At 55.8% G+C, this 22,109-nt stretch carries 28 protein-coding genes and 1 pseudogene; 24 read left to right on the top strand and 5 right to left on the bottom strand.

Annotation, left to right across the window (positions count from 1 at the left end; translation table 11 throughout):
• Positions 1–7 precede the first annotated feature (7 nt).
• The 7 genes from AC1EKG_RS09145 to AC1EKG_RS09115 all read left to right on the top strand — a co-directional run bounded on the left by AC1EKG_RS09145 (position 8) and on the right by AC1EKG_RS09115 (position 9,150).
• The gene (locus AC1EKG_RS09145; RefSeq protein ID WP_101486035.1) at positions 8–1,258 is read left to right on the top strand and encodes a recombinase family protein; all 1,251 of its coding nucleotides are present in this window, start codon (positions 8–10) and stop codon (positions 1,256–1,258) included.
• Positions 1,255–2,832 carry a recombinase family protein gene (locus tag AC1EKG_RS09140; RefSeq protein ID WP_101486043.1) on the top strand — a complete coding sequence of 526 codons (1,578 nt, stop codon included), beginning with the start codon at positions 1,255–1,257 and terminating at the stop codon, positions 2,830–2,832. The genes AC1EKG_RS09145 and AC1EKG_RS09140 overlap by 4 nt, the downstream gene beginning before the upstream one ends.
• A gap of 85 nt (positions 2,833–2,917) precedes the next feature.
• Complete coding sequence (locus AC1EKG_RS09135; RefSeq protein ID WP_101486034.1) at positions 2,918–4,705, top strand: ABC transporter ATP-binding protein; 1,788 nt, start codon at positions 2,918–2,920, stop codon at positions 4,703–4,705.
• The gene (locus tag AC1EKG_RS09130) at positions 4,702–6,450 is read left to right on the top strand and encodes an ABC transporter ATP-binding protein (protein ID WP_062613093.1); all 1,749 of its coding nucleotides are present in this window, start codon (positions 4,702–4,704) and stop codon (positions 6,448–6,450) included. Before AC1EKG_RS09135 ends, AC1EKG_RS09130 begins: the two co-directional genes overlap by 4 nt.
• 36 nt (positions 6,451–6,486) lie before the next feature.
• A complete protein-coding gene (locus AC1EKG_RS09125) occupies positions 6,487–7,083 on the top strand; it encodes an MptD family putative ECF transporter S component (protein ID WP_072510107.1) in 597 nt (198 codons plus the stop codon).
• Positions 7,022–7,762 (top strand): energy-coupling factor transporter transmembrane component T family protein, encoded by a 741-nt coding sequence (locus AC1EKG_RS09120; RefSeq protein ID WP_274984103.1) that lies wholly within the window; start codon positions 7,022–7,024, stop codon positions 7,760–7,762. Before AC1EKG_RS09125 ends, AC1EKG_RS09120 begins: the two co-directional genes overlap by 62 nt.
• Entirely contained in the window at positions 7,759–9,150 is a 1,392-nt protein-coding gene (locus AC1EKG_RS09115) for an ABC transporter ATP-binding protein (protein WP_072510106.1), read from the top strand. Before AC1EKG_RS09120 ends, AC1EKG_RS09115 begins: the two co-directional genes overlap by 4 nt.
• 426 nt (positions 9,151–9,576) lie before the next feature.
• On the opposite strand, the gene AC1EKG_RS09110 is transcribed toward AC1EKG_RS09115, so the two are convergent.
• The 4 genes from AC1EKG_RS09110 to AC1EKG_RS09095 all read right to left on the bottom strand — a co-directional run bounded on the left by AC1EKG_RS09110 (position 9,577) and on the right by AC1EKG_RS09095 (position 12,110).
• Positions 9,577–10,128, bottom strand: coding sequence for a hypothetical protein (locus AC1EKG_RS09110; RefSeq protein ID WP_040315418.1), 552 nt, complete (start codon positions 10,126–10,128; stop codon positions 9,577–9,579).
• Between the two features lie 243 nt (positions 10,129–10,371).
• Positions 10,372–10,800, bottom strand: a complete 429-nt coding sequence (locus AC1EKG_RS09105) for a hypothetical protein (RefSeq protein ID WP_141740501.1) — start codon at positions 10,798–10,800, stop codon at positions 10,372–10,374.
• Between the two features lie 148 nt (positions 10,801–10,948).
• A complete protein-coding gene (locus AC1EKG_RS09100) occupies positions 10,949–11,356 on the bottom strand; it encodes an ImmA/IrrE family metallo-endopeptidase (RefSeq protein WP_141740500.1) in 408 nt (135 codons plus the stop codon).
• 49 nt (positions 11,357–11,405) lie between these two features.
• Entirely contained in the window at positions 11,406–12,110 is a 705-nt protein-coding gene (locus AC1EKG_RS09095; protein ID WP_070424975.1) for a helix-turn-helix transcriptional regulator, read from the bottom strand.
• Positions 12,111–12,291: 181 nt separating this feature from the next.
• Here AC1EKG_RS09095 and AC1EKG_RS09090 point away from each other — a divergent pair, with 181 nt between their 5' ends.
• The 6 genes and pseudogenes from AC1EKG_RS09090 (at position 12,292) to AC1EKG_RS09065 (ending at position 14,689) form a co-directional block, all read left to right on the top strand.
• Entirely contained in the window at positions 12,292–12,549 is a 258-nt protein-coding gene (locus AC1EKG_RS09090; protein ID WP_004808225.1) for a helix-turn-helix transcriptional regulator, read from the top strand.
• Between the two features lie 35 nt (positions 12,550–12,584).
• A pseudogene (locus AC1EKG_RS09085) lies at positions 12,585–12,818 on the top strand (BRO-N domain-containing protein); the annotation flags it as partial.
• A 148-nt stretch (positions 12,819–12,966) separates the two neighbouring features.
• Positions 12,967–13,155, top strand: coding sequence for a hypothetical protein (locus AC1EKG_RS09080; protein ID WP_004808227.1), 189 nt, complete (start codon positions 12,967–12,969; stop codon positions 13,153–13,155).
• 172 nt (positions 13,156–13,327) lie between these two features.
• Positions 13,328–14,071, top strand: coding sequence for a BRO-N domain-containing protein (locus AC1EKG_RS09075; protein ID WP_004808229.1), 744 nt, complete (start codon positions 13,328–13,330; stop codon positions 14,069–14,071).
• Entirely contained in the window at positions 14,068–14,385 is a 318-nt protein-coding gene (locus AC1EKG_RS09070; protein ID WP_004808230.1) for a hypothetical protein, read from the top strand. The genes AC1EKG_RS09075 and AC1EKG_RS09070 overlap by 4 nt, the downstream gene beginning before the upstream one ends.
• Positions 14,378–14,689, top strand: coding sequence for a helix-turn-helix domain-containing protein (locus AC1EKG_RS09065; RefSeq protein ID WP_081499210.1), 312 nt, complete (start codon positions 14,378–14,380; stop codon positions 14,687–14,689). The genes AC1EKG_RS09070 and AC1EKG_RS09065 overlap by 8 nt, the downstream gene beginning before the upstream one ends.
• A 345-nt stretch (positions 14,690–15,034) precedes the next feature.
• On the opposite strand, the gene AC1EKG_RS09060 is transcribed toward AC1EKG_RS09065, so the two are convergent.
• Entirely contained in the window at positions 15,035–15,631 is a 597-nt protein-coding gene (locus AC1EKG_RS09060) for a hypothetical protein (protein ID WP_070424974.1), read from the bottom strand.
• A gap of 50 nt (positions 15,632–15,681) precedes the next feature.
• Here AC1EKG_RS09060 and AC1EKG_RS09055 point away from each other — a divergent pair, with 50 nt between their 5' ends.
• The 11 genes from AC1EKG_RS09055 to AC1EKG_RS09005 all read left to right on the top strand — a co-directional run bounded on the left by AC1EKG_RS09055 (position 15,682) and on the right by AC1EKG_RS09005 (position 22,104).
• Positions 15,682–16,611, top strand: coding sequence for a hypothetical protein (locus tag AC1EKG_RS09055; protein WP_004808237.1), 930 nt, complete (start codon positions 15,682–15,684; stop codon positions 16,609–16,611).
• Entirely contained in the window at positions 16,608–17,477 is an 870-nt protein-coding gene (locus tag AC1EKG_RS09050) for a PD-(D/E)XK nuclease-like domain-containing protein (RefSeq protein WP_004808239.1), read from the top strand. Before AC1EKG_RS09055 ends, AC1EKG_RS09050 begins: the two co-directional genes overlap by 4 nt.
• A gap of 2 nt (positions 17,478–17,479) precedes the next feature.
• Positions 17,480–18,214 carry an ERF family protein gene (locus tag AC1EKG_RS09045; protein ID WP_004808241.1) on the top strand — a complete coding sequence of 245 codons (735 nt, stop codon included), beginning with the start codon at positions 17,480–17,482 and terminating at the stop codon, positions 18,212–18,214.
• Complete coding sequence (locus AC1EKG_RS09040) at positions 18,211–18,681, top strand: WhiB family transcriptional regulator (RefSeq protein ID WP_004808243.1); 471 nt, start codon at positions 18,211–18,213, stop codon at positions 18,679–18,681. Before AC1EKG_RS09045 ends, AC1EKG_RS09040 begins: the two co-directional genes overlap by 4 nt.
• Complete coding sequence (locus tag AC1EKG_RS09035) at positions 18,660–19,529, top strand: helix-turn-helix domain-containing protein (RefSeq protein WP_004808244.1); 870 nt, start codon at positions 18,660–18,662, stop codon at positions 19,527–19,529. The genes AC1EKG_RS09040 and AC1EKG_RS09035 overlap by 22 nt, the downstream gene beginning before the upstream one ends.
• Entirely contained in the window at positions 19,504–20,019 is a 516-nt protein-coding gene (locus tag AC1EKG_RS09030; protein WP_004808247.1) for a hypothetical protein, read from the top strand. The genes AC1EKG_RS09035 and AC1EKG_RS09030 overlap by 26 nt, the downstream gene beginning before the upstream one ends.
• A 161-nt stretch (positions 20,020–20,180) precedes the next feature.
• Positions 20,181–20,498, top strand: a complete 318-nt coding sequence (locus AC1EKG_RS09025) for a hypothetical protein (RefSeq protein WP_004808249.1) — start codon at positions 20,181–20,183, stop codon at positions 20,496–20,498.
• On the top strand, positions 20,491–20,766 hold the full coding sequence (locus AC1EKG_RS09020; protein WP_004808251.1) for a hypothetical protein: 276 nt from the start codon (positions 20,491–20,493) through the stop codon (positions 20,764–20,766). Before AC1EKG_RS09025 ends, AC1EKG_RS09020 begins: the two co-directional genes overlap by 8 nt.
• Complete coding sequence (gene ssb / locus AC1EKG_RS09015; protein WP_004808253.1) at positions 20,766–21,275, top strand: single-stranded DNA-binding protein; 510 nt, start codon at positions 20,766–20,768, stop codon at positions 21,273–21,275. Before AC1EKG_RS09020 ends, ssb begins: the two co-directional genes overlap by 1 nt.
• Before the next feature lie 203 nt (positions 21,276–21,478).
• A complete protein-coding gene (locus AC1EKG_RS09010; protein WP_004808254.1) occupies positions 21,479–21,769 on the top strand; it encodes a hypothetical protein in 291 nt (96 codons plus the stop codon).
• The gene (locus AC1EKG_RS09005; protein ID WP_004808255.1) at positions 21,766–22,104 is read left to right on the top strand and encodes a hypothetical protein; all 339 of its coding nucleotides are present in this window, start codon (positions 21,766–21,768) and stop codon (positions 22,102–22,104) included. The genes AC1EKG_RS09010 and AC1EKG_RS09005 overlap by 4 nt, the downstream gene beginning before the upstream one ends.
• Positions 22,105–22,109: the final 5 nt, after the last annotated feature.

Below are 22,109 nucleotides of genomic sequence, written 5' to 3'. Positions count from 1 at the left end.
AGAAAACGTGGCACACATCAGTGTGGTGACACCAGTTCGGTCGCCTGCCCCGAAACTGGTCAACGTGGCGGCATACGCGAGGGTCTCAACCAACGGCACAGAGCAGTTAGCATCCCTATCGGCGCAGGTTTCGTATTACTCGCGCCTGATCCAATCCACACCCGGATGGGCCTACGTCGGCGTGTTCACCGACGAGGGTATCACCGGCACGTCAACAAAATCCCGACAAGGCCTGGCCGATCTGATGGACGCAGCCAGGAGTGGGGGTGTCGATATTGTGTTGTGTAAATCAATCTCACGCCTAGCCCGCAACACAATCGACCTGCTCGCTACGGTCCGTGAGCTGAAAGACCTTGGCGTGGCCGTACGGTTCGAACGCGAACGCATCGACACCCTTAGCGCTGACGGGGAACTGCTGTTAACCTTGCTGGCCTCATTCGCCCAAGAAGAATCACGCTCGCTATCCCAGAACGTGAAATGGGCGATCCGGAACCGATACAAGAGCGGGGGCACAAACTCCTTCGTTGTCTATGGATACAAATGGGCAGACGGCCAGTTCACCATCATCGAAGAGGAAGCCAAGATCGTGCGCTTACTGTTTGCGAATTTCTTGGACGGGATTAGCCCGGAGAAAACCGCGACGATGCTCAATGCTGAAGGTAAACGCTCTCGGGGAGGGGGACGGTTCTACGGGTCAGTGTTTCGTCGCATGCTCGAAAATGAGCGCTACAAGGGCTGCCAAATGCTACAGAAAATGTACCGCCCCACAATCCAAGCACCCACACGCTCCCTCAACGACGGGGAGCTGCCGCGATACTGGGTCGACAATGCACTACCAGCCATCATTGACGAAACAACCTTTGACGCCGTTCAGAAAGAAATCGCGCACAGGCGTGAGGTGGGCCCGGCTGCCACCCCGTCAAAAAACACGGGCGTATTCACCGGGCGGATCTGCTGCGGCGCGTGCGGGAAGAACTATCAACGCAAAACCCGCACCTACAAGTCTGGAACCTCATACAAGTTCTGGCGCTGCTGGAGTGCCTGCACCGGAAACGGAAACCCCTGTAGGGGGCACAACCTGCGCGAAACGCTCCTCGAACACGCCTGCGCAGAGATGCTCGGCACCCAGGGTTTCGACCCTGTCCAGGTTGGCGAGCAGGTCGTGATGATCGAGGCCTTCGAGCATCAGCTCACCTTCCACCTCGCAGATGGAACCATGATGCCGGTGGGCTTAACCAGTGAGGGGTGGTTGGCATGAGTCGCACGGTCACAGCGATACCCGCAACAAAGAAACTTGGGAATGTCACAACCCCGTCCGGGGTACCAGCGCGCAGACGGGTGGCGGCGTATGCTCGCGTTTCTACTGAGATGGAAGAACAAACCTCCTCGTATGAGGCTCAGATCGACTACTACACCACCTACATTCGCTCACGTAGTGATTGGCGGTTCGCGGGCATGTACTCCGATGAGGGCATCTCTGGCACCTCTATGAAACGTCGCGAAGGTTTCCAAACCATGATCAATGACGCCCTGGCAGGCAAAATCGACCTGATCCTCACCAAGAGTGTGTCCCGGTTCGCACGCAACACCGTCGACTCGCTCACTACCGTGCGCAAGCTCAAGGATGCAGGCGTCGAGGTCTATTTTGAGAAGGAAAATATTTACACCTTCGACGCCAAAGGCGAACTACTCATCACGATCATGTCGAGCTTGGCGCAAGAAGAATCACGTTCCATCTCTGAGAACGTCACCTGGGGACACAGGAAGCGTTTTCAAGATGGGAAGATTATGGTTCCCTATGCATCACTACTCGGATATAAGAAAGGAGCGGACGGCAGTCTCGTCATCGACGAGACGCAGGCTCCGACCGTGCGGTTGATCTACCAGCTTTTCCTTGACGGGATGGCGATCAGTGAGATTAAAACCGAGCTCGCTGCTCGCAAGATTCTCACCCCGCGCGGGAAAGAAGTGTGGTCAACCTCGACAGTGCGCTCCATCCTGTCCAATGAAAAATATAAAGGCGACGCCCTGCTGCAAAAGACGTTCACCACCGATTTCCTTACTAAAAAGATGAAGGTCAACGAGGGCGAAGTACCCCAATACTACGTAACAGGCAATCACGAGCCGATTATTGCTCCACGCATCTGGGATCAGGTGCAATACGAGCTCGCCACCAGGCATGGCAACATATCCTCAGCGAAGGTCGGCTTGTTCTCCACCAGGCTCAAGTGTGCGCAGTGTGGGTCGTGGTATGGGCGTAAGACGTGGGCGTCGAACACGAAATATAAGTACACAGTCTGGCAATGCAACCATAAATACGCAGGCGACAAGCCCTGCAGCAGCGCGACTGTGAAGGACGAAGATATCAAGAACGCTTTCGTCCAAGCGCTCAATCAACTGATCGCCCGCCAGCCACGGCAAAGCCAGCTACTGCAAATCTTTGACTCCATGTTTGATACGAGCCGTTTGGAAGAACAAGCCGCCGCCTGCCAAACAAAAATCGTGGAACTCACTGAGCAGATCGAAGCACTGATAGCGAAAAACCAGCAACGCGCGCTCGACCAAGACGCCTACCAAAACAAGTACACAGAGCTCGATACTGCCTGCCGTAAGACACTCGCATGCAAAGCGAGCCTAGAGGCAGATATTGCAGCGAACACTGCCAAGCATGCCGCCGTCACCACAGCCCTAGGCGATCTGGCGGGCGAACCTGTGAACGATTTTCGCCCCGCGCAGTGGAGCGCACTGATCGACCACGCCATCGTAGACGAGGACGGGATCCGGTTCGTGTTCCGCACCGGTGAACAGGTGAGGATTGCCCTGAAAGGGTGATGCTCATATCAGTTGACGTGCACGGTTAGGTACACCTCCCAGAAATAAAGTAAGGTTACCCTTATCTAATAAGGATGGTGTTTGCGTGAACGATAGTGTAATGGATCAGGTTGTTGAAGGCGAGTATGAGTCGGCGAAGGAAAAATCTGTCGCTGGCCAGAACGCGATCCGTCAGCTATCGCAGCCGGTGAAAGGCAAACTGTTTATCGCGCAGGTTTTAGCTTTTCTCTCTGGTGTGTTGGCTATCGCACCCTATGTGGCTTTGGTGGAGCTGGGAGCTGCGCTGATGCAAGACCGGGTGGACCCGGCGCGGGTGAACTGGATCGTGATGCTCCTCGTCAGCGCATACATGGCCCGGTTGACCTTATATTTTGTTGCATTGGGCGTGACGCATTTTATTGACCTGTCGTTGCGTAATCAAATGCGCCGCCAGATTGCCGCCCGCATGTCGACTGCTCCGCTGTCGTGGTTTACCCGCGAGGGTGAGGGGAAGATCCGCAAGACCATTCAGGATGATACGGCCACGGTGCACACAGTGATCGCGCACGGGCCGATTGAGAAACTGAACGCGATCGTATCCCCGCTCGCCTTGTTAGCCTATGCGTTCGTGGTGGATTGGCGGCTCGCTCTGCTGTCGATCGCGACGATTCCGATCTATGTGGGCATGTATGGCATGTCGATGCGTGGGATGAATGAGAAGACCGCACAAATGGATACCAAGCTCGCTCAGGTTTCGGCAACGATGGCCGAGTTCGTTGCCGGTATCTCAGTGGTGAAAGCGTTCGGCAAGGTCGGCCAAGCACATAAAGCCTATTTAGATGCAGCTAACGAGTTTTCTAAGTTCTACCGGGCATGGTGCATGCCGCTGGTGTCGATGTCGGTCGCCTCATTTTCGTGGGTGTCGATCCCGGTGTTGTTGATCGTGAACCTTGGCGGTGGCGCGTTGATGATGAACGCCGGTTGGGTGAGCATCTACGAGGTGATAACGACCACGTTGATCGCCTTGGTGTTGCCGGGAGCGTTGATGGCAGTCGCAACCATCGCCTGGTCGTACCAGCTCGCAGGGTCTGCGGCAGTACGGCTGGTGAACGTCATGGAGCTACCGGCATTGCCTCAGCCAGATATGCCGCAGACGCCAAAGGGTCATGATATCGAGATTCGGGGTGTGTCGTATGCCTATGACGAGACCCAAGCGTTAGACGAAGTGAGCCTGAGCATTCCGGCAGGCACGGTGACCGCGCTGGTTGGGCCTTCGGGCGCGGGAAAGTCGACGTTGGCGAGTTTGATTGCCCGCTTCGATGATCCAGATGCTGGCACGATCACTATTGGCGGGGTTGATCTAAAGAGCATTTCCCAGGATGTGTTGTATTCGACGGTCGCATTTGTCCTGCAAGATGCACAGCTTATTCGCGACACCATTCGAAACAACATCGCTCTTGGCGCGCCAGACGCAACCTTGGATCAGGTGCGGCAGGCGGCGCGGGCGGCGCAGATCGATGAGTTCATCATGAGCCTGCCAGATGGTTACGACACTGTGTTGGGTGAGGATACCCACGTTTCGGGCGGGCAGGCAGCCCGTATCGCGATCGCCCGGGCGCTCATGGTTGATGCCCCAGTGTTGGTGTTGGACGAGGCGACGGCGATGGCGGACCCGGAATCGGAATCGAAAATCCAACAAGCTCTCTCGACTCTTGCCAAAGGCAGAACCGTGATTGTGATCGCCCACCGACTGGCCTCGATCAGAGGGGCAGACCAAATCGTCGTCATGGAACGCGGGCGCATTGCTGTGGTCGGTAAACACGACGAGCTGTTGGGTAATGCGCACTATCAGGCACTTCTTGCCCAAGGTGCATGCGAGGAGATGACACGATGAATCAACTATTGCTGCCACGCTTTAAGCGTTTGATGGAACCCGCCTCGTGGCGAGACCTCTCGGTCGGTCAAGCGTGGGGTGCGGTCTCAGGACTGTGTCACGGCTTTGCCCTGCTGACTTTGCTTCCCGCAGCAAGTGCCCTAGCGACCGGAATGCCGGTGTGGGGGCTGTCGTTTTGGGGCTGGCTCATCGCCTTGGCGGTAATCGCGATGCTGGGCGTGGGCACGGAGTTTTATGGCATGCGCACCGGCTATATCGGCGCGCTCGGGTTCATTCACGACGTACACCAAGCGGTCGGCAACAAGGTAGCCCGCCTACCGTTGGGAGTGTTTGATTCGGGTAGTTCTGGACGGCTGTCGCGCATGGTCACCCAGGAAATGATGAACTTGGGCGAGTCGGCGGCACATTTCATTTTCTCCCTCGTCCAAAAACTCTCAGCCGTGCTGGTGATCACTGTGGGCACGTGGTTCTGGGATTGGCGACTGGGACTGACCTTGACGATCGCCTTCCCGATCATGCTCGCCTTCCTTCATATCTCCCGTGTGCTTCTCGATAAGGGCAAACAGGTTTCCGAACCAGCAGAATCGGAGCTGGCGGCTCGCATGGTCGAATTCTCCACCTGCCAAGGCGCGCTGCGCTCCTGCCATGTCGCCGACGACTACCCGGCCCTTGATCGGGCATTCAAACAGGCTGACCGCAAAAGCCGCAAAGCATTGTGGATCGAAACATTAGCGAACCTGATAAACGGAATGTTCGTCCAAGCCCTTGTCGTGGTAATGATTTGGCTGACCGCCCAACTCGCCCTCGGCGGGCAGATGAATGCGTTGAACGCTGTGGTCACCATCGGCATGTGCCTGCGGTTCACCACCATGCTCCAAGACATCGGTGGCTGCATGACCGGGCTGGAAGAACGCCGCCAGCAAATGAATCACGTCGACAAGATCATGGACGCTCCCGAACTGTCCGAACCCGATGTCTCCACACCGGTGAGCGCTCCTGGTGATGTTCGTTTCGAGGACGTCGCCTTCGGCTACGATCCGGACACCCCGGTTCTCCGTGATATTTCCTTCCATGTCCCGCAAGGCGGCATGTGTGCCCTGGTTGGCCCTTCCGGCTGCGGAAAAACCACAATCGCGAGGTTGGTTGCACGTTTCTGGGATGTGCAGTCCGGCAGCGTATACGTTGGCGGGGTTGATGTGCGCGAGCAGACCACCGAAGATTTGATGCGCCAGGTGTCTCTCGTTTTCCAAGACGTCTATTTATTCAATGACACGCTCGAAGCCAACATTCGCCTTGGCAACCCAGAAGCTACCGATGAAGAAATCAGGTGGGCCGCTGACCTGTCGGGCGTGACCGAAATCGTCAACCGGCTCCCAGACGGCTGGAATTCATTGGCGGGTGCTGGCGGGCGCGCACTGTCAGGTGGGGAACGCCAACGCGTCTCTATCGCCCGCGCCTTGGTGAAGAAGGCCCCGATCGCGCTGTTCGATGAGGCCACCAGCGCGTTGGATGCGGAAAATGAAGCCAACATTGTTGCGGCGATGAACGAGCTACGCAAGCACTCCACACTGATCGTGATCGCCCACAAACTTGAAACCATTCGCCAAGCTGACCAAATCATTGTGCTCTCCCACGGTGGGCGTATCGCCCAGCGCGGGTGCCACGACGAGCTGGTCAACCAGCCAGGTCAATACCGCGATTTCTGGCAAGAGCGCATCAACGCCGCCGGATGGCAACTCGTCTAAAACACAGCACTGTTCACAATCATGAAAGGAATAACTATGTCCACACCCACGTCCTCGCGCCTAAACACGCGCGACTTCATCAATATCGGCGTCTTCACCGCTTTGATGTTTGTCATCGTGTTTGCATTCGGAATGCTCGGGTTCATTCCGGCTGCCATGTATGCCGGTTTCCTGCTTTCTATCCTCGTTAACGGCATCGTCTTTGCGCTGTTTACTGCCCGCACTCCGAAGATGGGGGCATTGACAATCATGCTGATCCTCATCGAAGTCCTCTTCTTCGTAACGGGTCACTGGGTGGGAGGAATTGCGATCGCCGCTGTGTTCGGCCTGCTCGCTGACTTGGTGATCACCAAGGGGCCGAAGAGCGTGAAAGTTCGTGTCCCGCTGGCATATGCACTGTTTATCCTGCCGATCTATGTTTCCCCGTGGATTCCGCTATTTATGAACCAAGACGCATATATGTCGCAGATCGCCGAACAAATGGGTGCCGAGTATGCCGCGAAGATGGCGCAGGTTGTCACGATTCCGATTCTGTTGGGCTTCTTCGTCGTGATGCTCATCGTTGGCTGGCTTGCTGGTCTGTTGGGAACCCGGGTGGCGCGCAAACACTTTGAACGGGCCGGTCTTGTCTAAACTTCCCGACCCGCGCACGATTATCGTAGCGCTCGTCATCGTCTCCACCACGATCTACAGTGCCTACTCGCCGTGGTTCGTGTGTGCTCTGGGCGGATTCGCCGCCGTGATGCTGGCGAGCGCTACGATCAACCCCAACACGCTCGTGCGCCCGAGCTGGGTTGCCGTCTACCTGGCCACGTTTGCGGCTCTCGGCACACTCGTCTTCGTGATACCACTGGTGTGGAAGTCAACGGCCAGCGCGTTCCTCGTGCTGTTTTTGCAGTGGATGTGGCGATTCAGTGTCAGCGCAGGAATGGGAGCCTACGCGATCGGTGTGATCCGACCTGCCACCTTGCAAAAAGCACTCGCCAGCTCACGAATCCCGACCTGTTTCACGATCCCGATCTCAGTCGCGTTACGTGTGCTGCCCGTGATCGGCCACGAGGTTAAAGCGATCTCAGATGCCATGAAACTACGCGGCATGTCCGCGCTTTCCCTGCGTGCGGCGCAATACTTCACAATCCCGCTGCTATCGACCGTGGTACGCAGCGGAGACGAACTGGCATCTGCTGCCCTTGTACGCGGACTGGGCGGAACCGCAAAGCCCACCTCAGTCACGGTCGTGAAATTCCGTGTGATCGACGCGGTCATTCTGCTCATCGTTATCAGCTTCGCGATATGGAGAATCGTCCTATGACAATAGCCCAAGCAACTGGGGTCACCTTCACCTATCGAGGAGCAGACCACCCCTCAATCAATGGCGCCAACCTCACTATTTCGCAGGGAACTGTCACCTTGCTGTGTGGCGCGTCAGGGTCAGGAAAAACCACCGCACTACGGCTATTTAACGGGCTCATCCCGCACTTCCACGACGGCGACCTTACCGGAAGCGTCACAGTCGACGACATTGACGTGGCACGAGTAGATCTATCAGAGCTTGCCCACCACTGTTCGACAGTGTTTCAAAACCCGCGCACCCAGTTCTACACCACCCACGTGCGCCAAGAACTCGCCTTCGGCCCAGAAAATCTCGGCCGCGACCCGCAGGAGATCTGTGCCCGCATTGACGAGGTTGCAGCCGAGTTAGGTATCGCCGACCTGTTGGAATCCCGCGTCACACAACTGTCGGGTGGGCAGATGCAACGCGTGGCCTGCGCCGTCACCATGTGCAACAACACGTCGATGATCGTCTTTGACGAGCCAACCGCGAACTTGTCCGCTGACGTTATCGACCAACTCGCCACACTCATCGCCAGGCTCAAAGCTGATGGACACACCATCATCATTGCTGAACACCGGCTAAGTTTCCTTTCCGGGATCGCTGACCGTGTCTACTGCTTCGATAAAGGTAACATCGCCCTCACCGCAACCGGCGAAGAGTTCTACGCTACCTCGGATGAGGAGCGCAAACAGCTTGGGCTGCGATCCCTAGTGACTGTGCCTATGCCACAACTTCCGCAACCGGCAGGAGATGGGCTTGAGATTGACAACCTCACCTTCGCCTACCGCCACGGAAACACGGTTCTCAACATCGGCCATCTGCTCTTTCCGGCAGGGAAAATCACAGCGCTCCTCGGCCCGTGCGGGTCAGGCAAATCAACACTGGCACGCATCATCTGCGGACTCGAAAAAGCCAAAGGTGCATCCATCACACTCAATAGGCAAAAATTCACCAACCGGGACGCATACCTCGTAATGCAAGACCCCACCCGGCAGCTATTCTCAGACACCGCTATTGACGAAGTCACGCTCGGGATAACGAGAGCCGAAAAACAACACATCGACGCCCAGGCGATCCTTAAAGAACTCGACCTCACCGACCATGAGGCTGATCATCCCCAAGCACTCTCTGGTGGGCAACGTCAACGTCTGGTTATTGCTACAGCGCTTGCCGCGAACAAGAAGGTCTACATCTTCGACGAGCCGACATCAGGTGTTGGCTACAAGCACCTTGTCGCGATTTCCCGAGTAATGCGTAAACTCGCTGACACTGGTGCCGTCGTCATCGTCATCACCCACGATGCTGAACTCGTTACCGAGGTCGCCGACCACGCTATCCACCTCGACCAAATCAACGCCTGCTAACGCAAACGCTCGCTCGGTCGAAAGAGAGGAAAGCATTTCCGCAGGTCAGGGCAAACGCGCTATACACTCGCTAACGCAAGCGATTTTCTTGACCCCCTTGGGGCGTACTCGCTAACGCAAAAGGGTACTTATCATTTTCGACGTCATAGTGGAGCGGGTGACGGGAATCGAACCCAAGTAGCAGGATCCTAGCAAAACTGCCTCTCATCAGGCAAAAGCCCACGTCAAAGCTGATTCTGAGCCTGATTTATAAACGCCTCAAAGGCCCTCAAAACACCCCTTGAAACCACTTAATCGTGTCACGTTACACGGCAAATATAAGGAGCCTAATAGAACATCCACCAACGAGAAATAGCTAGTAGGGGTACAAGCAAATAATCAGCGAAGAACTACTGCCATTACTCCTACTAGGGCGACTACGGCAGGCTAGTCTGATGTACCGTAATCTCGCGAATCGTAAAGGGTAGCAATGAAGTCCTTGCTCTCAGTCCATTGCCATGTAAGCATGACTCCGCCTTGAACTATCATGTGCTTCTCTTTGTCTTCGCTATTTGTCACCTTAGCGAAGGATTCCTTAGGTAGTCCGAGATCTTTCCACATGCATAAGAGGGATACTTCTTTTTCTGTGCCTTTGGGCGGTTCTGTGGGAAGGAAGTGCAATGTGCGAGGTCCTGCCGGCCCGTCGACTAGTTGAAGCCAAGATTCGCCTTGGGCGCACGATTTGTACATGCCTTGTAGAAGAAAGGCAACTTTGTCGTTGCGTTTGAGCTGGTAATTGCCTGGAGCGGGATCCGTTGATCCACTGGCAGGTTCTTTAGTATCTGCTTTACCGGTAGTAGGAGAGGAAGCTCTCTGCGAAGCGCCTGCGGCTTTATAGGCGACGTAACCAGCGCCGGCAAGTACCGCAGCCCCCAGCACTAACAGTAAGCACAGCACTACGATTAGCACTTTATTCTTGGGCTGTTCTGGGTACTGCATCCTCCTGCGTGGGGGAGTATATGGCCCGGGTGAGGGTGGGTACATGGGGGGACCTTCCGATAGAGCTTACGCTCAAGATGCTATGCGCACATTGCGCCCTCGGCGTGAGACTTAAGCAATACGACTGATTGCGCCACCTACTTTTAGAACTTCTTGCCCCAAAACTCTCGCCGATCAAAATAATCCGCACCATTACGGGCAAAACTAGCTGCGTGCTCAACCGTGCCCCTAACAAAATAGCCGTTAGCGTTTCCCGCGAATCACTTTTATATACCCCTTGTAATCGCCTCTAACTCCTACCCGCGCTACCGTCGCGGTTGTGAGCTCTCCACGCGCGTCTACAATTACCCGATCCCCTACCTGGGGTTCTTCAGGCAGAAACCACCTGTAGGTGTACAGGCCGGACCATTCGCACGATGGGTCAAAATCAACCTGTACATATACGGGTTCAATGCGACGGCCCCCTGAAAGGGTGGCCGCTAGGTCAACATCGAAAGTAAAGTTTAGATCTTCGTTAAAGGTGGGCTCACTGGCAGGCGCGGCCTTTTCGGTAGGAAGGGTTGGTGGGGGCACGTGGTACGTACCCTTGGGGAGAGGTTTTGCGTGGGGGCGATTCTTCCAATCTGGATACCCCAGCAGAGAGCCTACTATAACGGCTATGGTCCCAATCACTACGGCGAGAATGCCAATTACCGGGATTAAGAAAAGTAACACAAACCCGACCAGCGTTGCCAGGAGGCCCCATTTTCGGATGGTAATACTTTTAGCTTCTCTCGCCGTTACAGGCCCCACATCGCACCCCTTGAGCTGTTTCTACGGTTTAAGCAATCCTACAGCCAGGCCTGCCTAATAGCCTACCCTCCAAAACCGTGCGGTAGTCCCGTACCAGCCATGCGGGTTGGTCGAGTTCTTCCGCGATCGTGTACAGGTTGCCCCCACCAATACGCTCAGCGCGCGCGTAGTCGGTTTGTTTTATAAGTATGCGCGCCACATCCCGCCGTATTTTGCGTTCTATGGCCGGGGGTTGTGGGCCCACATGCCCGGCCTGCATATGAAGGACCTCATGCAAGAGAACCGGGGTGCGCTCGCGGGTACTAAGGCGCGTGTTAAGCCAGATCGTGCGGGTGGCGTGCACGTATTTACCCATGCCGGGGACTTGACTGCTTTCGCGTACTGTTACGCCTTCGCTGGCGCAAAATGCTAGGAGTGCTTGTTCTGTCAGTCCCACGGGTTAATTAATGCCGTGGGGGTCTGACAGATGGGGCGATTTTTAATGTTCATTCTGCGTGGGGTATGTCACGGGCGTTTTCTGGGGTGCCTTCTAGCGCTGCTGCGGGGAGTTTCTCTTGTTCTTCCCACGCCTCATCATCAGACTGGGTAGGAGGAAAGCGAAGAATTCCCCCTTCGCTGTCGTCTATCTGCTTGCGGGTAAAACCGCTCGATGTGGGTTCTGTCGAGTAACGCGGGCTGGCAGCCTGCAGCTTCCTGCTTTCTCGCATGAAGCTCAGCTTCGTGGCAGCTAGGAGCTCTTCTGCATCTCTGTTGGTTAGTAGGTCGATATCCTTGGCCGATCTCCCATGTAAAAGGCATAGCGTGATTGCTCGGTCCTTGGGGGAAAGTTTCGCAAGGCTCTCGGCATCGCCTTCGCGTGCGATAGCGTCGTAAGCTGCTGCTGCGCTTGCAGCGGCATGTGTTGTTTCACTTATGCCAGCTGTCACGGCGCAGCTGCTGCTATCTATGAGCTCGGTAGTAGGGAGTTCTTTGCCTTCTAGGATTGCCTTGGACGTGCCTTGAGGCCACTCAAGTGCTCGATCGACATTCCATAGGGTCTCGTCAGAGTAAGAGTTCCGGCGACCATTCTCCAGCTCAGAGAGTATTCGCGATGAGACGCCGACTTTAGAGGCAAACTCTGTGCGGGTCTTATAGCCGAGGTTGAAGCGGGCTGATTTTACCTTTTTGCCAAGCTTTTCTTTAGCGTCCATGTACTTATCATGGCACGAATGAAACGGAACTTCTAGGAACTTTTTCAGAAACTACACCGGCGTAGTTCCAACGAATAGGCCCTCTCTAGAGTTCCGTAACGTTCCGAAAAGCGCGTAATTGCACCTATTTATGCTTGACAATAGGTCGGTCATGTTCCAATATTGAGGCATGGAAAGGAACATGACGGAACAAAGGGCGGAGCGGAAACGCATAGGGGCAACCCTCGCGTTCGTTCGCAAGCAGCGGGAACTCAAACAGGATGAGTTAGCCGAATGCCTCGGAATTGCCCGGCCTTACCTAGCGAATATCGAGGCGGGAAGGCGAAGCCTCAGCCCCTCTCTGGCGCGGAAAGCTAGCAAAGTTCTGGGGATCCGCCCAATCGTCCTTGTGAATGAGGACTTCTTGAAATCTGACTTAGCCCAACAAAAAACCGCCTAGGCGTTGCAGCGCCTAGGCAGAAAGAAGGTAATCAAATGAGTAATTTAATTCCATTCACTTTTGAGAATACCAGCGTCCGTATGTTTGAGGAAGACGGCAAGGTCTTTTTCTGCGGTAAGGACGTAGCAACCGCCCTCGGGTACGTCAATACCAAGGACGCGCTAGCGAAACATTGCAAGGGGGTAACGAAACGGTACCCCCTTCAGACGGCGGGCGGCGTGCAGCAAGTCCGGTTCATTACCGAGGGCGATTTGTACCGACTAATCGCGTCATCGAAGCTACCAAGCGCGCAAGCCTTCGAAGCAAAAGTATTCGACGAGATACTGCCCACGATCCGTAAGACCGGCTCGTACGGTACGCCCAGGCAGTTGACCGGGCGGGAGCTGATGGCCGCGGCGTCAGATAGGATTGAGAGCAATGGACGAAAAGGCAAAGAGAGAACTGCTAGCGGAGGTTCGCAAGACTGCGAAGGGCCTTTCGCTGGCGAAGTCTGCGCGCAAAGAAGCGGTAATGGCTGCCTTGGAGGCAGAAGTGCCTCGTCAAGAAATAGCGGACGCATTGCAGATGCATCGCAATTCAATCTACCGGATCATTTCCGAAGACTAGTAGTTTGCACACCGTTGTGTGCGTATGTTAAATTAGCCCATGCACACAAAAGTGTGCATCAATCATCAAATAAAAACCGTGCGACCATCTCGCCAAAGTTGCATCGCACGGTTGCCCAATACAAGGCAGCCCGATTTTACCAGGCTGCCCGTGCTCAAAGGAAGGCAGCCTAATGACTACTGAACTACAAAATTTCAAATTCGGCCAACAACGAGTCCGTACTTTCCATGACAAAGCGGGAGAAATTTGGTTCGTTGCTGCTGATGTCGCAAAAATACTTGAATACCAAAGCGCCAAGGATTTCACTCGCGGCCTTGACGAAGATGAAAAGGGTAGGCAGTTTGTGCCTACCCCTGGAGGAAGGCAAGAACTCCTTACTATTTCAGAAGCGGGCCTTTACGCGGCACTGGTGCGCTCCAAGGCTGAGCGAGTTGCGCCATTCCGCCGTTGGGTGACGCACGAGGTACTGCCAACCATCCGCAAGACCGGGGCATACCGGGTCCCGCAGGTAGCAACCTCAAACCCGGCAACGCTCCGGGCCCTCGACGAGTTAGCGCTCTGTCAGGCCGCGCGGGGGCTGATCCAAGCGGATCATCTCGAGGCTAAAGCGCGTGTGATCCTAGCGCGCGGACTCGGCGAACGCCCACAGCTTGAACCCGCAACCCGGCCCTTGTACGCGCAGGACTTCCTGCAAGAAAAGGGCGTAAACAAAGACCAGCTAAAGCATATCGCCCCGACCTTTGGTAAGCGCATCAAAGCCAAATACACGCTAGAACACGGCACCGAGCCCGAAAAATACCCCCTAAACCTAAGTAACGGCCAGGTGCGCCAGGTCAATGCTTACACAGAAAAAGATCGGCCCCTCTTCGAAGACGTTTGGGCCAAGTACTACACCGAGGAGAGCCTAACCAAATGAGCCAGACTGTTGATCTTAGTGCAGGCATGCCTATTTTCGGCAACCCCGCCTATGTGGTGTTTAAGGATGGGCGCGTCTACTCGCTAAAGAAGGGGAAAGGGGCGTTCCTGAGTGAGATACGCAGGCCTTCTTCCGTGTGGTGGCGGGTCCGCATCGGCGGCGTTGAAGTACAAATACGCGGCCTAGTGCTTGGCCTGTTCGGTGACGTCACCGCGTTCGAGAAGCGGGCGCGTCAGTGGGCAGAAGAAAACTTCCTAAACCAAGTAGTGGACTGGGACGAAGACTGGCTGGAGGAGGCGCTGGGCCTTGAATAGGACAGAACACGCTCGCCCTGAAAGCTGGTTTTCGGTATCGGAAACCGCAGCCTACATGAGCATCTCAAAAACCACGGTGCTGCGCCTCTTAAAACAAGGTCGCCTCCTGGGCGTGCGAGTCGGAAGGATATGGCGGGTAACCCCGCAAGCAATAGAAGACTTCGCGCAAAAAGCAACCCAACAACCCCCACAGATCACCACGGTCTTGCCTGGTGGCCAAGTCATACACCTATCACCTAGATCAGGGCGGGCGAACGCCGCGAGGAAAGCCGCAGCCACACGAAAAGGAGTACTAGAAGCATGAGCCGGGCTGAGAGGTGGGCGCGCCGCGCCTTGCAGGCGCTGATTCTGCTAATCGCTCTCGGCTGCTGGTGGGTTGGGCAATGCTTTTGGTACGCGTGCCCGCCCCTTTCCGCAGCGCTTCTTCTGGTCGCGTATTGCAGCCCCGTATTAGCCCTGATCGTCCCTAAAGATTTGAAGGAAAACAGTAAATGAACCAGTTATTGCATCCACTTATTTGTATCGCAGTTTTCGATCTAGCCATTCTCGGGTGCGTCTTGCTTGGGGCGAACATTCTTATCTGGCATCGTGTTTGGGCTTGCCATGATCAAGTGTTTTCAAGGGGGGTACGCGAATGAACATCCCCGGATCAATGACAATCCGCCTTGGTGAAGCAGTGCTCGAAATGGTCAGAGCGGGGCACCCCGACCTGACTATCCCAAGACAAGAACACGTCGCAGCTGATCTGAGCGACCCCGAAAATGCCGCCACCAAGTGCAGTGTCCTTGCTAGCCAGGCGGTCGCGCACATCATTCACGAGCAAGCTAGTGCCGAAGCCTACCTTTCCGAAGGGTCCGATAGCCCCGGCCCTACCCTGGTAAATCGTGTCTTTTTCATGCCTGATCGTGATGGAAATATTCGTTGCGCTAAATGGGCTCTCATTGGCAAGGACGAGAACACCGGCGTCATGGTCAATCTGGATTGCCCAGGAGTAGTGACTGACATCTTGCGTGGTAGCAAGTGCTCTGGTCGCGATCTTGTTCGCCTTGCTACTTATCTGGTTTGCCTCACCTGCCAGGCGGTTCGCGCGGGTAGCAGCAATGTTGGCGTCCTTAGCGAGGCGGTTGGCCTCCTTAGCCGCGCGTTGGCTGATTTTCGTGTAACGGCGTGCCAGGACAGCAACAATCAGGCCCCCAGTAGCGACCAGGAGCGAGAGGCCGTTGATGGCTAGTTCCGTAATGTTCACACCCAAACTTTATCTACCGCACCCCTTTTTGGAAGGACCCAAGATTTTAAATGAACACCCCAGTTTTTAAAGAGGGCGAGACCCTCTTCGGCAAGGTTGACGTGGCAGAACTGCCCGTCGGCGCGCAGATCCGCCTCGAGTACGAGATCCCGGAACTGTACTTGTACTATCGGGCTGCCCTTAGGGTAAGTGAAACCGAGTGGGCTGTAAGCGGGCGGGGTACTGGCACCCTGCGCCCGGCCCTCACCAGTGAAGTGCTTGAGATGGTGGAGGAACCTGAGGTTACTCGCATCATCCTTGACCGCCTGCCAGAACAGGCTTCTAAAAAGCAGAGCGAGGCAGCCCAGCTAGAAGCAACCGGATACCTCAATAATGTCTTGCTTGACCCAATCCTGAGCAAGATTTGTCGCGATCTCATCGTCTGCCTCGCTAACACAATAATGGACAGAGGGGCCATTAGCCCAGACGAGCGCGAACGTCTCAACGAGGCCGTTCTTGCCTTTGAAGCGAATGAGGGGCTGTGTTCCCTCTCGATGGAACGCATGAAGTGCCTTCTCGGCGGCCAGCGCGTCTGTGTCCGAATTGAAAGTGAAAGCGGGCAAGTCGTCACAGGATTTCACGAAATAGGCCATGGGGGTGTTTCCTCTCAGCGTTTTGCTGGTTTTGATCGTACACGAGACGAAGCTGGTGAAACCAGAAGAAGCCCTAAAGGGCCCTCTGTGGCGGCCGCTAGTTTCTCGCAGCGGCGGGCAGTGGCAGCCGCTTTGCAAGGCCTGTACTTGAGGCTGGGGGAGGCCCAGTCCTATGAGGGCACGGCCACGCGCCTGGGCAACCTTAGGCCCGGCAGCCGTGAGATAGAGGCCCACGCCCAAGCTGTACAGGATTGGGCGCGCGAGCAGTACATTTCCGAGTCCCTGGACGCAATCGAGGACACCCTGGCGGAGCTCTCCCAACTGGGCGAGGACGGCGACCTAGCATGAGCGAAAACAATAAAGACGAGCTCACCCTACCTGCGTCGCCGGGCATATACGCGGGCATCCCTAACTCGGACTACCACGCCGACCAAAACAGCCTGTCGTCATCGGGGGCGAAAACCCTGGCTAAACCCGGCGGGGCGGCCCGCTTCCACTACGAGCAAACCCACCCAAAGGTAGACACAGAAGCCCTCCTATTCGGCACCGCGGCGCACGCTTTCATTCTCGAGGGCGTAGCCCCGGAGGTTTTCACAGAGGCGAAAACCCTGACCTCAGTGAAGGGGAAGAAGTTCATCGCGAACCTACCTGCCGGCACCCCCGTGGTCACCCAGGAAGGGTGGGAAACCCTACAAGGCATGGCCGAAGCCGTACACGAGAACCCGCTCGCACGCCGGCTCCTTACCGCCCCTGGTAAGGCGGAACAGTCCGTGTACTGGAACCACCCCTCAGGGGCGACCCTACGGTGCCGCCCGGACTGGCTCCCAGACGAGGTGGACTCCGAGCTTGGGTTTTTGCCGATCGTGGATTTGAAAACCACTAGGGACGCCACCCCCGCAGGGTTCCGCCGCTCCTGCTTCCAACTCGGCTACCACCAGAGCGCGGCCTGGTACGCGGCCGGCCTGGCCGCCATAAACGTTTCGACTAACGCCCGCATGGTGTTTATCGCGGTGGAGAAAACACCCCCCTACCTGGTGGGCGTGTACACGCCATCCGATGAGGCCCTCGAAGTTGGCCACGCGCTAAACGAAATCGGCATCAACAGATGGATGCGCGCCCGCATCTTCGACGACTGGGAGGCCCTAGAATGCGGCCTCCAAATCCTGGGCATAAAACCCTACGAAATACCCGAAAACGTTTTAGAGGAAATATAAAAATGGGAACCACACTAACCCCAATGGCCAAAGCGTTGAAGGCCATTAACGTAATCAAAAAAGACGGCGTCAACCAATTCTCCCAATACAACTTTAGGGGCATCGACGGAGTGCTAGACGTGGTTGGTCCGGCATTCCGTGATAATGGGGTCCTCATAACCTCAAAGATTGACCAGATCAATTACGAAACCCAACCCACCAATAAGGGGAAGATTTCCACACTTATTCGCGGGATTGTGACTTTCCGTTTCCATTTTGGTGACGGCCAAACCTTGGAAACTTCGGTGGCTGCCGAGGCCCAAGACGTTGGGGACAAAGGAACCACCAAGTTCATGTCAGTGGCTTTGCGTACGGCCCTTTTGCAGACTTTCACGGTGCCCACGCACGAGAAGGAAACGGAGGCCTCCCCGGCTGTCCCTGCCGCCCCGGTGTCCCGCCAGGACCCTCAACCCACCCAAACCGGAGGCGGGGCGGGAATGATGACCGGGGCCCAACACCAGCAACTCTCCCGCCTGCTAAAGCAGATAGGCGCGAACGCCGAAAAAGGCCAAGAAATCGCCCGCTACGTTTCGGGGGGCCGCGTAAACGCGCTCGCCAAACTAGACGCGAACCAGGCTGCAGCCGCTATCAGCCTGTGCGAGCAGCAAGTCCGCAGGCTCGCAGCCGCCAAACAACAGCAGCAGCCCCAGGTGCAGCCGACCCTACAAGAGGTCGCCACAGGCGGGGCAGCCCAATGATAACCACCCCAAAAATAGGCGCGCTCACGACCCTACTGCAATACGCGGACCCGCCTTGCCGAACCAATCCTGACGCGTGGTTTCCCGACACGTGCAGGCTCACCTCCGAGAACGTGGCAGCCTTACACGCCTGCCACCACTGCCCACTCATGTACGCCTGCCAGCAGGCAGCCGACCAGCTAGAAGGGAGCCGCCACAGGAAAGCTCTTCACGGGATCTGGGGTGGGGAAACACCCACCCAAAGGTACGCGCGCCGGAAAGACCGCACCCCGCCCGTGTTGCAGCTTTGCGAGGACGCGCTCCCCACCTGCCAGGCGTGCGGGCTGAAAATGCGCCCATACGGAGAAGAAGGGGCCCAGTTTCCGGACAGTGTGCCCACCCTCGGCGGCCCCGTTTGCGTCAACTGCACACCCCAAGAAGAAAACGAGAAAGGAGAAGAAACAGCATGGACACCCCACAACCGTTAACCGAAGGCTTTGCAGTAATCCCACGCTGGGTAATTAGAGATTCAAAGCTCTCTGGTATTGGGCTATTAGTGCTCCTAGCCTTGCTTGATCGCACTAACGCGAGTGGCGTGTGCTGGCCATCCAAAAACACGATCGCAGCAGAAGCGCGATGCTCTAAACGATCAGTCGATAAAGCGCTTGAAGAGCTCCGGGAAAGCGGCTTTGTCAGGTGGAAACAGCGCCCGGCTATGGATGGTAATTACCAGACGAATTATTACTCGGTTGCAAACCTTTTCGCGGATCATAGTGAAAGCCTTGGGGGTGGTGCAGGAGCTGCACGAACCCGGTGCACTGATTACACGGGGGTGGTGCAGGAGCTGCACCGGGGTGGTGCACCAGATGCGCGCAAAGTAACTACAAGAGAAGTAACTACAGTTAAGGAGTTAACCCCCATACCCCCTAAAGGGGGTTCGGGGCAGGCATCCAAATTCGCTTACACCGAAGACTTCACAGCCTTCTGGCAGGCATACCCGCGCAAGACCGGGAAGAAAGCTGCCGCTAAAGCCTACGCGAAAGCAATCAAAGAAGGCGCAACACCGCAAGAGCTCGTCCAAGGCGCGGCACGCCTGGCAGCGGACCCTAACCGCGTCGACCAGTACACGCCCCACCCGGCAACCTGGCTCAACCAAGGCCGCTGGGAAGATGAAACCCCGCTTCCGGCTCGCCAGACGGGCGGCATAACCGCTAATCAGCACTCCCGAATGGCCGCAATCTTCGCAGCCGGCGCAGCCATCGACGCAGCACAAGACCTTAGGACGCCCCGAATAATCGAAGGAGGCGAAATTGATAACCGGCGCATGCTTGGCTGAAACCATCGCCCGCCTAGGCGAATGCGGATCATCCTTCACCGACGTAACCGTGGTAGTAGCCCGCGGCGAAATCGAAAGGAAACACCCCACCGCAACCGATGCGGATCTTAGGCAAGCCACAAACGCGCTCATTGATGGGTGGAACAAGCGCAACCAGTACGGGACCGCATTCCCGGTAAAACTCCCAGAGCTCTTGGATGCTATCGGCGTGGCAATCAAAGACCGGCAAATAGCCGCCGGGCGGCGCGCAGTCCCGGACCTGCCTCCTGCCCAATGGGTACCAGAGAGCCAACATAAAGCCTGGTACAGCTTCTACCGGGCCCTATGCCTAACGGGCGACTACCAGCCTCAAGTATGCAAAGTCAAAGCTGACGAGCCCTACCGGCCAGCTAACCCGGCAAACAGGTGCGACAACGCTGAGCGCGCCGCAATCCTAAACGCAAGCCCACAAGAACTGCATCGGCTACTCAAAAAATTTGGGATCAAATAACACCCCAACGGAAGGAGCAAAAGCACCCCACAACCAGAAACACCACCCTACAACCCCACATAAACAGCCTCCCACGGGCCTAACAGGGTACCCCGCGTAGGGTCACCCACCCGAACCGATAAAAGTCTCTCAAAAACGCTTACACGAAACGGAAGTAACAAATGAGCGCACCAAACAACAAACAAATCAACCAACTAGCCAAAATACTCAACGCCGCCCGCGACCTCGAAGACAAAGCAAAACACCCCGCCGACACCACCGACTACACCCCAACCCAAAAACACAACCACTACAAGCATATAGAAAACGACCGCCGCAACATCATCAACAACACACTAGAACTATTCACCGACCTCGCAGTTGCGCAAGATAACCACGAATTTTTTGCCCGCATAGTCGACACCTTACGAGCCGAACAAACACAAGAAAATTCCGAAAAACCAACCAAAACAACAACCGAGGCAACAACAAATGATTGAAACATTCCGCGAGCGCTACCAAGACGAACTCGCAACCATGCAAACCTACCTAACCAACGCGCTAACCAACCTCAAGGAGACAGAAAAACAATTATCCCAACGCGATGAATATGACTACCTAACAAAACACCAAACAAACGGAAGAGCAAAAATAGACGAAACTATCAGACTCACAAAAAGCAGCGCCGTCGTCACGCTCGTAAACACCTACGACCTGCTCACCAAAATCAACAATTACAAAATCACCATTCAAGGAAAACGAAACTAATGCAAACCGACAACACGATCACCATCTGCGGGAACCTCACCCGCGACCCCGAAACACGCTACACACAATCAGGGGCAGCAGTCACCACCATCACCATCGCTGCCACGCCCCGCCAATACAACAAACAAACCGGCCAATTCGAAAACGGGCCCGCCCTATTCATGCGCGCCACCGCCTGGAGGCAACTCGCAGAAAACATCACCGACCAACTCGTGAAAGGCCAACGCGTAATCGCCACCGGACACCTAAAACAAGACACCTACACCGATAAAACCGGGGCCCAGCGCACCAGCATTGAACTACAACTAGAAGACATCGGCCCGTCCCTGAAGTTCGCGTCCAGGCCAGCACAAACAGCCCCGCCCACCGCCACCCAAGGGCAGGCACAAAACGCGGGCGGCGGGTGGCCGCAAGTAGCCCAACCCCCACAGGCGCAAGCCAACTATCAGGCCCCCGCCGGCGGGCAACAGGGTGACCCTTGGTCCGTACCCGAAAACCCACCATTCTAAAAGGCCTGGAATGGTTACGCGTCACCGTGATTGGCCCTCAAAGGATTACTGGTACTACCACCCCTACGAGGCCGCAGAAACACACGCACCCGGCCATATCCGCCCCTATCCGGGCGAATGTGAGTGGCCCGAAGAATTCCCAGTAACCACCCGGTACTGCAAAAAATGCTTAAACCCAAAAACAAGAAAGAAACCACACAAACATGATTGATTCAAACTTAAGCGCACTACCAACAAAAGAACTTCTCAAAAACTCAGAAGGTGCTAGCTTCGCCCTCGACAGTTTAGAAAGGGTTTACCTGGACGCGGTAGAAGCGCGATTCTGGCACATGATCCAGGAATACCTACTACCAGAGGGAATGAAGCAGGCCGCCGGCTGCCACGCCTTTTACGCGAACACCCTGACCCGCATTCTCACTGATCTTGAAGTTGCTTATAAGCATATTCTCGTGCAAGAAATCGGCCACTACCAGCACGAAGGAGAAGAGGAATGAGCGCAGAAGAAGCTATCAAAAAAGCGTGGGCTGAGGCCGTCGAAGCAGTATATAACGCTCATTCCATGCTTAATGATTACCTAGAAAATGAGCATTATGCCGGCATTAAATCCACGACAGAACAACGCGACCATCTCGCTTCGGCGTGTACGGACGCGGAAACCGCCATCACATTCTTTGCCAGCACGGCGCAGAAAATCGACTCCTTCCTTGATGAAGCCGAGCGCATAAAACATGCTAACGGGGAATTCTCGGACGGCGCGGGAATGGTGCCGGCCTGTATTTGCTCTGGAAAGTCGATGGAGTCCTGCTGGGATGACCCCCTCGACCGCTGATCGTA

Source organism: Winkia sp. C0117E2, from assembly GCF_056590455.1.
This window is presented reverse-complemented; position numbering and strand designations above follow the sequence as displayed.

Bases quoted from the DNA above. Each gene is read 5' to 3' on its own strand.
- AC1EKG_RS09140 (WP_101486043.1), top strand. From the start codon at position 1,255: ATGAGTCGCACGGTCACAGCGATACCCGCAACAAAGAAACTTGGGAAT.
- AC1EKG_RS09130 (WP_062613093.1), top strand. From the start codon at position 4,702: ATGAATCAACTATTGCTGCCACGCTTTAAGCGTTTGATGGAACCCGCC.
- AC1EKG_RS09125 (WP_072510107.1), top strand. From the start codon at position 6,487: ATGTCCACACCCACGTCCTCGCGCCTAAACACGCGCGACTTCATCAAT.
- AC1EKG_RS09115 (WP_072510106.1), top strand. From the start codon at position 7,759: ATGACAATAGCCCAAGCAACTGGGGTCACCTTCACCTATCGAGGAGCA.
- AC1EKG_RS09110 (WP_040315418.1), bottom strand. From the start codon at position 10,128: ATGCAGTACCCAGAACAGCCCAAGAATAAAGTGCTAATCGTAGTGCTG.
- AC1EKG_RS09095 (WP_070424975.1), bottom strand. From the start codon at position 12,110: ATGGACGCTAAAGAAAAGCTTGGCAAAAAGGTAAAATCAGCCCGCTTC.
- AC1EKG_RS09090 (WP_004808225.1), top strand. From the start codon at position 12,292: ATGACGGAACAAAGGGCGGAGCGGAAACGCATAGGGGCAACCCTCGCG.
- AC1EKG_RS09080 (WP_004808227.1), top strand. From the start codon at position 12,967: ATGGACGAAAAGGCAAAGAGAGAACTGCTAGCGGAGGTTCGCAAGACT.
- AC1EKG_RS09075 (WP_004808229.1), top strand. From the start codon at position 13,328: ATGACTACTGAACTACAAAATTTCAAATTCGGCCAACAACGAGTCCGT.
- AC1EKG_RS09070 (WP_004808230.1), top strand. From the start codon at position 14,068: ATGAGCCAGACTGTTGATCTTAGTGCAGGCATGCCTATTTTCGGCAAC.
- AC1EKG_RS09055 (WP_004808237.1), top strand. From the start codon at position 15,682: ATGAACACCCCAGTTTTTAAAGAGGGCGAGACCCTCTTCGGCAAGGTT.
- AC1EKG_RS09050 (WP_004808239.1), top strand. From the start codon at position 16,608: ATGAGCGAAAACAATAAAGACGAGCTCACCCTACCTGCGTCGCCGGGC.
- AC1EKG_RS09045 (WP_004808241.1), top strand. From the start codon at position 17,480: ATGGGAACCACACTAACCCCAATGGCCAAAGCGTTGAAGGCCATTAAC.
- AC1EKG_RS09040 (WP_004808243.1), top strand. From the start codon at position 18,211: ATGATAACCACCCCAAAAATAGGCGCGCTCACGACCCTACTGCAATAC.
- AC1EKG_RS09035 (WP_004808244.1), top strand. From the start codon at position 18,660: ATGGACACCCCACAACCGTTAACCGAAGGCTTTGCAGTAATCCCACGC.
- AC1EKG_RS09025 (WP_004808249.1), top strand. From the start codon at position 20,181: ATGAGCGCACCAAACAACAAACAAATCAACCAACTAGCCAAAATACTC.
- AC1EKG_RS09020 (WP_004808251.1), top strand. From the start codon at position 20,491: ATGATTGAAACATTCCGCGAGCGCTACCAAGACGAACTCGCAACCATG.
- ssb (WP_004808253.1), top strand. From the start codon at position 20,766: ATGCAAACCGACAACACGATCACCATCTGCGGGAACCTCACCCGCGAC.
- AC1EKG_RS09010 (WP_004808254.1), top strand. From the start codon at position 21,479: ATGATTGATTCAAACTTAAGCGCACTACCAACAAAAGAACTTCTCAAA.
- AC1EKG_RS09005 (WP_004808255.1), top strand. From the start codon at position 21,766: ATGAGCGCAGAAGAAGCTATCAAAAAAGCGTGGGCTGAGGCCGTCGAA.